This is a genomic window from Bradyrhizobium sp. B025, assembly GCF_042257955.1.
In the GTDB taxonomy this organism is placed as follows: Bacteria; Pseudomonadota; Alphaproteobacteria; order Rhizobiales; family Xanthobacteraceae; genus Bradyrhizobium; species Bradyrhizobium diazoefficiens.
Genome location: NZ_CP170150.1, coordinates 8,324,056 through 8,333,307, shown reverse-complemented (window position 1 = coordinate 8,333,307; position 9,252 = coordinate 8,324,056). Strand labels below are relative to the sequence as shown.

The 9,252-nt window shown below is 66.0% G+C and carries 11 protein-coding genes and 1 tRNA gene; 9 read left to right on the top strand and 3 right to left on the bottom strand.

The features are described from left to right. The first annotated feature begins 12 nt into the window (after nt 1–12). Both ACE10W_RS39505 and ACE10W_RS39500 read left to right on the top strand, forming a co-directional pair. Complete coding sequence (locus ACE10W_RS39505; RefSeq protein ID WP_304549265.1) at nt 13–1,014, top strand: 2-dehydropantoate 2-reductase; 1,002 nt, start codon at nt 13–15, stop codon at nt 1,012–1,014. 36 nt (nt 1,015–1,050) lie between these two features. After that, nucleotides 1,051–1,263, top strand: a complete 213-nt coding sequence (locus tag ACE10W_RS39500; protein WP_304549264.1) for a hypothetical protein — start codon at nt 1,051–1,053, stop codon at nt 1,261–1,263. Nucleotides 1,264–1,375: 112 nt separating this feature from the next. On the opposite strand, the gene ACE10W_RS39495 is transcribed toward ACE10W_RS39500, so the two are convergent. Continuing rightward, nucleotides 1,376–1,996, bottom strand: a complete 621-nt coding sequence (locus tag ACE10W_RS39495) for a hypothetical protein (RefSeq protein WP_038966637.1) — start codon at nt 1,994–1,996, stop codon at nt 1,376–1,378. A gap of 208 nt (nt 1,997–2,204) precedes the next feature. On the opposite strand from ACE10W_RS39495, the gene ACE10W_RS39490 reads away from it, so the two are divergent. The 5 genes from ACE10W_RS39490 (at nt 2,205) to ACE10W_RS39470 (ending at nt 6,914) form a co-directional block, all read left to right on the top strand. Beyond that, complete coding sequence (locus tag ACE10W_RS39490) at nt 2,205–3,233, top strand: alpha/beta hydrolase (protein ID WP_028175136.1); 1,029 nt, start codon at nt 2,205–2,207, stop codon at nt 3,231–3,233. Nucleotides 3,234–3,329: 96 nt separating this feature from the next. Continuing rightward, the gene (locus tag ACE10W_RS39485; RefSeq protein WP_304549263.1) at nt 3,330–4,847 is read left to right on the top strand and encodes an AMP-binding protein; all 1,518 of its coding nucleotides are present in this window, start codon (nt 3,330–3,332) and stop codon (nt 4,845–4,847) included. A 25-nt stretch (nt 4,848–4,872) separates the two neighbouring features. Further along, nucleotides 4,873–5,511: an RraA family protein gene (locus ACE10W_RS39480; RefSeq protein WP_304549262.1), complete on the top strand. Its 639-nt coding sequence runs from the start codon at nt 4,873–4,875 to the stop codon at nt 5,509–5,511. 28 nt (nt 5,512–5,539) lie between these two features. Continuing rightward, complete coding sequence (locus ACE10W_RS39475; protein ID WP_304549261.1) at nt 5,540–5,911, top strand: cupin domain-containing protein; 372 nt, start codon at nt 5,540–5,542, stop codon at nt 5,909–5,911. Between the two features lie 46 nt (nt 5,912–5,957). Then, a complete protein-coding gene (locus ACE10W_RS39470) occupies nt 5,958–6,914 on the top strand; it encodes a tripartite tricarboxylate transporter substrate-binding protein (protein WP_304549259.1) in 957 nt (318 codons plus the stop codon). Between the two features lie 57 nt (nt 6,915–6,971). Here ACE10W_RS39470 and ACE10W_RS39465 read toward each other — a convergent pair whose 3' ends face one another. After that, entirely contained in the window at nt 6,972–7,265 is a 294-nt protein-coding gene (locus ACE10W_RS39465) for a GYD domain-containing protein (protein WP_011082959.1), read from the bottom strand. Nucleotides 7,266–7,389: 124 nt separating this feature from the next. Next, nucleotides 7,390–7,743 (bottom strand): VOC family protein, encoded by a 354-nt coding sequence (locus ACE10W_RS39460; protein WP_304549257.1) that lies wholly within the window; start codon nt 7,741–7,743, stop codon nt 7,390–7,392. A 160-nt stretch (nt 7,744–7,903) separates the two neighbouring features. On the opposite strand from ACE10W_RS39460, the gene ACE10W_RS39455 reads away from it, so the two are divergent. Together ACE10W_RS39455 and ACE10W_RS39450 are read left to right on the top strand one after the other, a co-directional pair. Beyond that, nucleotides 7,904–7,980: transfer RNA gene (locus ACE10W_RS39455), tRNA-Arg, on the top strand. A gap of 129 nt (nt 7,981–8,109) precedes the next feature. Continuing rightward, on the top strand, nt 8,110–9,249 hold the full coding sequence (locus tag ACE10W_RS39450; protein ID WP_304549256.1) for an amidohydrolase/deacetylase family metallohydrolase: 1,140 nt from the start codon (nt 8,110–8,112) through the stop codon (nt 9,247–9,249). The last annotated feature ends 3 nt before the right edge of the window (nt 9,250–9,252 follow it).

Here is a 9,252-nt window from a genome sequence, read left to right as displayed (position 1 = left end):
AGTTGAGGTCAGGTGGTTGCGGATCGACCGATCGTGGTGGCCGGCGCGGGCGCCATCGGCTGTTTCGTCGGCGGCATGCTGGCGGCTGCCGGCGGTCGCGTCGCGCTGCTGGTGCGGCCGCGGGTGAAGACCGAGATCGAGCGGTTCGGCCTGCGGCTGACCGATTTCGACGGCTCAGAGAAGAAGCTCGGGGCCGGCCAGCTCGCGCTGTCGGAGGATCCCGCGATCTTCCATAGTGCCGGCATCGTGCTGGTGACCGTGAAGAGCGCCGACACCGCCGATGTCGCGGACCAGATCGCGCAGCACGCGCCGCAGGACGCTGTCATCGTCTCGCTTCAGAACGGCGTCGGCAATGTCGCGGTGCTGCGCGAGCGCCTCGGCGGCCGGCGCGTGCTCGCCGGCATGGTGCCGTTCAACGTGATCGCGATGGGCGAGGGGCGCTTCCACCGCTCGACCTCCGGCGACATCCATGTCGGAGAGGACGCCGAGAACACGGCCGCGGCGCTCTCGGTGCCCGGTCTGTCGATGCGCGCGAGCCGCGACATCACCGGCGTGCAATGGGGCAAGCTGATCATCAACCTGAACAACGCGCTCAGCGCATTGTCGGACATGCCGCTCGCCGCGCAACTGGCAAGCCGCAACTGGCGAAAACTGTTCGCCGAACAGATGGCAGAGGGGTTGGCTGCGATGAAGGCCGCCGGCATCAATCCGGTCTCCGCGACGCCGATCCCGCTGAACTGGACGCCGACATTGCTGAGGTTGCCCGACATGATCTTCAACGCGATCCTGGGGCGGACCATGAAGATCGATCCCGAGGCGCGCTCTTCGATGTGGCAGGACCTGAAGCAGGGCCGCAAGACCGAGATCGACTATCTCCAGGGCGCGGTCATCGCGCTTGCCGAGCAGAGCAATGTCAATGTGCCGCTGATGCGCCGCATTGTTGCGCTGATCAAGGAAGCTGAAGTCGCCGGCAACGGCCCTCCCGGGCTGACGCCGCAGCAGATTCGCGGGTAGCGCCTGAGTGCATGCCGCGCGACCGGAGGAGCAACGATGAGGCGTTTCTTGATGATCGGATTCGCACTGGCCGTGCTCTGCGGCGCGTCCACGTTTGCGGAAGCCCGGCCGCCGACGGTCATGAACTCTCCCGGTTATGACAGGCGATTGCAGGAGAGCAGGTCGCAGTTGGGCAGTTCACCGGCGGCGGTGCCGACGAATGCGCCGGTGGTCAAACCGAAGCGCAGCAAGAAGAAGCAGCCGAACTGAGGATGTAGGGTGGGCAAAGCGAAGCGTGCCCACCATCTTCCTTCTTGCCGGAATGGTGGGCACGGGGCGCGAAGCGCGCGCCTTTGCCCACCCTACGGTCAGTGCGAGAAGCTCACCCCTTCTTCGCCGGCTTGCTCGGCGTCGGGCTGAACAGCTTCTTCAGATCGTTCAGGCTTTCCGACAGCCGCGGCCATTCGCAGGAGAACGAGCCCTTGGTGCAGGGTGCGCCCTTCGGTCTCGGGCCCACGGCCTGCTGCACCTTCGGCCGCTCGACCGGAACAGGCACGCGCTCGACGTCGGTCCGCAGCGCAACCTGCTGGAGCTGCTGCACCTGTTGTTCCTGCTGCTCGCGCTGCTGACGCGCGGTGGCCTGGGCCGCTTCATTGCTGCGGCGCTGATTGGCGAGATAGGCGGTGTAGGCTTCGTCGATCTTCTTCTGCTCTTCCGGCGTCGGGTTTGGACCTGCGATATCGAAGGTGCGGTCCTGGAGGAAGTCGTAATAGGAGTAGCCGCCGCCCGGCTTGCGGCGTCCGGCGAACTTGGCGTTGCAATCCGCAAGCGCCGACGTTTTCTCGGCCTTGGTCGTGGCCTTCTCGGCGGCATCAGCGCATTCCTCGAAGTCGACAGGCGCGCGCTTCCACCATTGCGCCTGGGCATGCGCGTGCGTCAGCAGAAAAAATCCTGCTGCAGCAACGAGAAGCGCCGCACGACGCGATGCAAACACGGACCACATTCTACGAGAGCATTCCTTGCAAAACTCAACCCGAACTGAGTCGGGCCAATTTTTGCCTCTTTATCGCCGGCTTGTCACCCATGGAACTCGGGAATTTCATGACTGCAATGCTGACATTTTTTGCTTGACGTGGCGCGGGAGTCACAGCCGTACGGCACGTCATGCGCTTAGAGTTCTATCCATTCGGAGGCGAAGGGGAATGTTCGTCATGAGAGCGCTGGCCTGTCTTGCCGCACTCGTCCTGGTGCTGATCTGCGGCCATGCCTTTGCAGCGGACGAAGATGCGCCCAACCGCAAGCCGGTGAAGGCGATCGGGGATGCACGGCTCTCGGTCGGCGGCCGGGGAACGCTGCGGCTCTACCTCTCCCGCGACTGGTCGATGCCGCAGCCCGCGATCTCGCGCGCCGTCATCGTGCTGCACGGACGCCTGCGCAACGCCGACGAATATTACATATCGGCCAACAACGCGCAGGCCGCGGCGGGCGACGACGGCAAGGCCGCACTGATGATCGTGCCGCAGTTTCTCGCCGAGATCGATATCGAAGCGCACAAGCTGACGGAGGACACGCTGCGCTGGTCGCTGGAGGGATGGGAGGGCGGCGATGCCGCGCTTGCGCCCAATCCGGTCTCCTCGTTCGAGGCGCTCGATGCGATCCTCGCAAGACTCGCCGACCGGCGCGTCTTCCCGAACCTGAAGCAGGTCGTGGTTGCCGGCCATTCCGGCGGCGGACAGGTCGTGCAACGCTATGCCATCGCCGGCAAGGGCGAGACGGCGCTGTCGCGCCAGCACATCGACGTCCGCTATGTCGTCGCCAACCCCTCGTCCTATGCCTATTTCAGCGCCGACCGGCCGGTGCCCGCAATTGCCGCGTCCTGTCCGGGCTACAACAACTGGAAATACGGCATGGGCGACCGGCCGCCCTATCTCGCCGACGCGACGCCGGCGGCGCTCGAGCAGCGCTATGTCGAGCGCGAGGTGATCTATCTGCTTGGCACGCTCGACACCAACCCGAAGCATTCCGCGCTGGACAAGAGCTGCATGGCGGAGGCGCAGGGGCCTTATCGTTACGCCCGCGGCCACGCTTACGTGGACGCGATGGCCAAGCGCGATCACGGTACGCCAAACCACCGGGTCTGGGACGTTCCCGGCGTCGGTCATGACGGCGACAAGATGCTGACCTCGAAATGCGGGCTCGCGGCCCTGTTCGATATTCCGGGCTGCGGCGCCGAGCGCTGACGCCGCTGCCTTGAAGCTCCGGCTCCGGCTGTTACACTTCGCACCGCGAGCATCTCACCCCGAGGCGCCGCCAAGAAGACGAAGTGGAAACGCCTGATGCTGCTGCCCCTGTCCGACGTGCCGCGCTGGTACGCTGAGCGCAAACCCCAAGGCACGATCGCCGTCCGCCACGGGCAGGATACGCTGACATGGGACGAGCTCGAGCGCGGCGCCAACCGGCGCGCGCGGGCATTTGCGGCCAAGGGCGTCAAGCCCGGCGATTTCGTCGCGATCGGTCTTCCCAACGGTAATGCATTCTTCGAGACCTCGTTTGCGATTTGGAAGTGCGGGGCGACACCGACCTCGCTGTCATGGCGGTTGCCGCGCGGCGAAGCCGCCGCGGTGCTCGACATCCTCAAGCCTGCGCTGGTGGTCGGCGGCGAGGCCGATTGGAACGCGCCGAACCGTCTGCCTGCGGATTTCGTGCCGGAAGGATTTTCGGACGAGCCGCTGACGCCGCCGGTGGCGCGCTACTGGAAGGCCATGACCTCAGGCGGCTCTACCGGCCGCCCGAAAGTGATCCTCGATCATCACCCGGCGGTGACCGACACCGTCGCCGCGCCGGCGCTCAACATCCCCTTCGGGGTCTCGCTGCTCAATCCCGGCCCGCTCTACCACAATGCGCCGTTCATCGTGTCGCACACCGCGCTGTTCGCCGGCGGCCAGCTCACCGGCCTCGTCAAGTTCGACGCCGAGGAGACGCTGCGGCTGATCGAACGCGAGCGCGTGCAGTGGGTCAATTTCGTGCCGACCATGATGCACCGGATCTGGGCGCTGCCTGAGAACGTGCGCAACGCCTACGATGTCTCGAGCCTTCAGACCGTGTTTCACATGGCGGCTCCGATGCCGCCCTGGCTGAAGGAGAACTGGATCGCCTGGCTCGGGCCCGAGCGGGTCTGGGAGCTCTATGGCGGCACCGAGCGGCAAGGCTCCTGCATCATATCAGGCACGGAATGGCTGACCCACAAGGGCTCGGTCGGCAAGATCGGCGAGATGGCGCGCCTGCGCATCATCGGCGAGGACGGCAACGACGTCGCGCCGGGCGAGACCGGCGAGATCTATTTCCTCAACAATGACGGCAAGGACGCCACCTATCACTATCTCGGCGCCGAGCCGAAGCGGCGCGCCGACGGCTGGGAATCGCTCGGCGATATCGGCAGGCTGGATGCGGAAGGCTATCTCTATCTCGGCGACCGCCTCGCCGACATGGTGCTGCGCGGCGGCGCCAACATCTATCCGGCCGAAGTCGAGGCCGCCGTCTCCGCCTGCCCCGGCGTGCGCTCCTGCGTGGTGGTGGGATTGCCTGATCCGGAATTGGGCCAGCGCGTGCATGCCATCATCGAGCCGGAGCTGGATGCGGACGGCCAGGTTATCGCCGACGGCATGGCGGAGTTCTTGAAGGACAGGCTCAGCCGCTACAAGCACCCCGAGAGTTTCGAGATCGTCAGCGCCCCGCCGCGCGATGATTCCGGAAAAGTGCGCCGCACGCTGTTGCGCGACGAGCGCGCGGCGTGGATGAAGGAGGGGCGCGCCTTCCGGATCTGGCCGGCGAAGGCGCGGGCGCACGCCGAGTGAGAAAACTACGGAAGGATTTTGGGACATGACCATCACGATCGTAGCCAACAGCGTGCCGAAGCCGCCGGTCGACATCATCGAGGGTTTTCGAGGTGCGCCGACCTCGGTCATTTCAGACAACCTCGCCCGCTTGCCGGGCGCGGTGGGGCTGAAGCCCTATCATCGCGGCGGCAAGCTGGTGGGCACGGCCTTCACGGTGCGCACCCGGCCCGGCGACAATCTCGCCATCCACCGCGCGCTCGATCTGGTCGGTCCCGGCGACGTCATCGTGGTCGATGGCGGCGGCGACGAGACCCGCGCGCTGGTCGGCGAGATCATGAAGAACATCGCGCAATGGCGCAAAGCCGAAGGCTACGTCATCGACGGCGCGATCCGCGATGTCGCGGCGTTCGCGGCTGATGACTTCCCCTGCTATGCCCGCGCGGTGATCCATCGCGGCCCCTACAAGAACGGCCCCGGCGAAATCAACGTGCCGGTCTCTGTCGGCGGCAGCGTGATCTCGCCCGGCGACATCGTCGTCGGCGACGAGGACGGCGTGGTGTCGTTTCCCGCGGCTGGTGCGGCGGCGCTGCTGGAAGCCGTGCGCGCCCAGGTCGCGCGCGAGGAGGAGACACTGAAGGCGATCCGCGAGGGCCGCTATCAGGGCTCCTACGGCAAGTCCTGATCGACGCGAGAACGAAGGGGAGGATGGCGTGAGCCAGAAGGAAGAGTTCCACAATCTCGACGACGCCAGCGACGGGCTGTTCCGCGAGCTTGCGGCGGGGGTGACCACGCGCATCTTCTCCGGCGAGCAGGCGATGCTGTCGGTGGTGACGCTGGCGCCGCATGCGAAAGGCACGCTGCATCATCATCCCGAGGAGCAATGGGGCGTGCTGCTCGACGGCTCCGCCATCCGCGTCCAGGGCGATGAGGAGATCCCCGTGAAGAAGGGCGACTTCTGGCGCACGCCGGGCAATGTGCCGCACACCATGCGCGCCGGCCCCGAGGGCGCCCGCGTGCTGGACATCTTCAGTCCACCGCGGCCAGAATACAGAAAACCCGGGTCGGGTTTCGGGACGACCTAAGCGCCAAAGAGCAAAAGCCGGGCGCGGAAACACAAGGGAGGGGACCATGACGATCACACGACGGGCGCTGCTGGCAGCGCCCGCAATCCTTGCGATGGCGCCCGCGGCGGCGCAGGCCGGCAAGATCACTCTGGTCGTGCCGTTTCCGCCGGGCGGCTCGACCGACGCGATGGCGCGGCTGCTCCAGAGCAATCTGCAAACCAAGCTTGGCCGCATCGTCGTGGTCGAGAACAAGTCGGGCGCCGCCGGCGCGATCGGCGCCGCGCAGGTCGCCAAGAGCCCGGCGGACGGCGCGACGTTCCTGGTCACCTTCGATTCCCACGCGGTGATCCCGTCGATCCTCGACAAGCCGCCGGTGGACGTCGAGCGCGAGCTGATGCCGGTGCTGCTGGTCGGTACCGCGCCTTACGTGATCGCGGCCGGCGCCGGCCGTCCCTACAAGAGCTTTGCCGACGTGGTGGCGGCCTGCAAGGCGACGCCCGGCGCGGTGAAATACGCCTCCGTCGGCATCGGCACGCTCGGCCATCTCGCCATGACCGTGCTCGGCAACAAGGCCGGGGTCGAGATCATGCACGTGCCCTATCGCGGCGGCGGCCCCGCGATGAACGACGTGCTCGGCGGCCATGTCGATCTGATCGCGGGATCGGCGGCGCTGGTCGCAGCCCAGCTCGGCTCCAACATGCTGCGTCCGATCCTGCAGCTCGGCCGCGAGCGGCTGCCGGCGCTGCCCGATACGCAGACCGCGATCGAGGCGGGCTTTCCGGACTTCGAGACGCTGGCCTGGTGGGGCATCTTCGCGCCCGCCGGCACGCCGCCTGAGATCGTCGCCGCCATGGCGACGGCGTCCAGGGAGATCCTGAGCGAACCCGCGACCGCAGCCCAGCTCAAGGAGACCCAGCACATGACGCTGCTGCTCGAGGACGGCGCCGCCTTCAAGACCTTCTTCGACAAGCAGGTCGCCTATTGGGGCAAGGTGGTGCGCGAGAACAATATCAGGGCATGAAAGGCCTATTCCCGGGATTGCCATCCCGGGTCCAGTGCGCTCGCGCGGGCTTGAGCGTCAGAGCATCTTGCCGACGATCTTTGTCATATCTGCCGCCGAAAACGCGCGCAGCGTTTCGGTGCGGACATTGCCGAGTGCGCTGAGACTAAGGCTGAGCGACATCGCGGCAGCCTCATCTGGAGCCTCGAGAACGGTTACAACGTCATACCGTCCCTGCGTCCAGACGATCTCTTTCACGGTCACTCCGAACGTCTTGGCCATCTCCTTGAAGGCGTCGGCCCGCTTCGGCGAGTCCTTGACGTTGCGGACTCCCTGATCAGTGAAGTTTCCCAGCACGACATAGGTTACCATGGTCGTCCTCCCTCGTTAGAACCCAGATACAATTCTCGCTTGAGGCAACCGCGCCGAGCTTGCCACGGCGGCTGAGACAGCGCTACTTGTGCGTTGGGAACGTCAGCGGGTGTGACTTATTCGGTCAGGACACCGGACGCGCGAAACTGAGCTCGTGGCCGTCGGGGTCGGTGAGATGGAAGTAGCGCTCACCCCATTCCGCATCGCGAGGCGTGCTCGATGGCTGCCAACCGGCTGCGCGGGCGCGCTCGTAGGTCCCGTCGACATCGGCGACGTAGAAGATGACGCGCCCCCACCAGGACCAGTGCTTGTCGTCCGGTTGTGCGGTCAGGTTGAGATAGCCGGTCCCGGCGCGAAAGCTGGTGAATGCAGCGGCCTCGCCGCCATACAGGAGTTCGAACCCGAGCGAACGGTAGAAGTGCACGGCGCGCGCCATGTCATGGGTGCCGAGTGTGATGGCACTGATGCCCTCGATCATGGTGCCGGCTCCTGGACCCGGTTTTGGGCTGGGACCATGGTACACCCCTAACGCAGTTTGACGACCATCGGCGCGGCGCATCGCTGACCCCGTCTGGCGACTGGCGATCCCAATCCCGCTCTGCTAAGAGGGGTCGAAACCCGCCTCCCGCGGGTTCCGCGGTCCCGTAGCTCAGCCGGATAGAGCGGCGGTTTCCTAAACCGTAGGTCGGATGTTCGAGTCATCCCGGGATCGCCATTTTGTCATGGGCATTGGCCGCTATTTGGCGGGTCCATCGGCGCAAAAATTGCTAGAAGCGAACGGCTTCCTTCCTTGCTGGCCCGGCTGACCTGCTAGCCACGCCTCACTGCCCATCCGGAGACGACAATGCCTTTCGACTTGATCCTGCGCGGCGGCCGTGTGGTCGACCCGTCCCAGAAGCTCGACGCCGTGACCGATGTCGGCTTTGCCGGCGGCAAGGTCGCTGCGATCGGCAGCGGGCTCAAGGCGGATCCGGGCACGGAGGTGCGCGACGTGTCACGCTACATCGTGACGCCGGGGCTGATCGATCTCCACACCCATGTCTATTGGGGCGGCACCTCGCTCGGCATCGATGCCGAGGAATTCTGCCGCCTCTCCGGCGTCACCACGGCGGTGGACACCGGCAGCGCGGGGCCCGGCAATTTCGCGGGCTTCCGCAAGCATGTGATCGAGCCGAGCCAGGTCCGCATTCTCGCTTACCTGCACGTCTCGCATGCCGGCATCTTCGGCTTCTCGCACCGGATCATGGTGGGTGAGAGCGAGGAGTTGCGGCTGATGAATCCGATCGAGGCGGCCAAGGTGGCGGATGCCAACCGCGATCTCATCGTCGGCATCAAGGTGCGCGTGGGCTTGCACTCCTCGGGCACGTCGGGGGCCGTGCCGCTCGACATCGCGCTCGAGGTCGCGAACGAGGTCGGCATGCCCCTGATGGCGCATATCGATCATCCGCCGCCGAGCTATGAGGACGTGCTGGCGCGCCTGCGGCCCGGCGACGTGCTGACCCATGCGTTCCGCCCTTTCCCCAACACGCCGGCGACGGCGCAGGGCACGGTGAAGAAGGCGGTGCTGGATGCGCGCGAGCGCGGCGTGCTGTTCGACATCGGCCACGGCAAGGGCTCGTTTGCCTTCAAGACCGCGCGCGCGATGCTCGCCAACGGCTTCTATCCGGACACGATCTCCTCCGACATCCATCAGCTCTGCATCGATGGCCCGGCCTTCGACCAGGTCACGACCATGTCGAAGTTCCTGTGCATGGGCATGGAGCTGTCCGATGTGGTCACCGCTTCGACGGTGAACGCGGCGATGGCGCTGCGCCGCCCCGAGCTCGGCAGCCTCAAGCCGGGCTGCGTCGGCGACGCCACGCTGATTTCGGTCAGGCAGGGCCAGTTCGACTATGAGGACGTCGTCGGCGAGCACCTGATCGGCGATCGCAAGATCGTTTCGGAGGGCGTGGTCATCGGTGGCCGCTGGTGGCATCCGAATTGAGCG

Coding starts and splice junctions, on each gene's coding strand:
- ACE10W_RS39500 (WP_304549264.1), top strand. CDS start 1,051: ATGAGGCGTTTCTTGATGATCGGATTCGCACTGGCCGTGCTCTGCGGC.
- ACE10W_RS39495 (WP_038966637.1), bottom strand. CDS start 1,996: ATGTGGTCCGTGTTTGCATCGCGTCGTGCGGCGCTTCTCGTTGCTGCA.
- ACE10W_RS39490 (WP_028175136.1), top strand. CDS start 2,205: ATGAGAGCGCTGGCCTGTCTTGCCGCACTCGTCCTGGTGCTGATCTGC.
- ACE10W_RS39485 (WP_304549263.1), top strand. CDS start 3,330: ATGCTGCTGCCCCTGTCCGACGTGCCGCGCTGGTACGCTGAGCGCAAA.
- ACE10W_RS39480 (WP_304549262.1), top strand. CDS start 4,873: ATGACCATCACGATCGTAGCCAACAGCGTGCCGAAGCCGCCGGTCGAC.
- ACE10W_RS39470 (WP_304549259.1), top strand. CDS start 5,958: ATGACGATCACACGACGGGCGCTGCTGGCAGCGCCCGCAATCCTTGCG.
- ACE10W_RS39465 (WP_011082959.1), bottom strand. CDS start 7,265: ATGGTAACCTATGTCGTGCTGGGAAACTTCACTGATCAGGGAGTCCGC.
- ACE10W_RS39460 (WP_304549257.1), bottom strand. CDS start 7,743: ATGATCGAGGGCATCAGTGCCATCACACTCGGCACCCATGACATGGCG.
- ACE10W_RS39450 (WP_304549256.1), top strand. CDS start 8,110: ATGCCTTTCGACTTGATCCTGCGCGGCGGCCGTGTGGTCGACCCGTCC.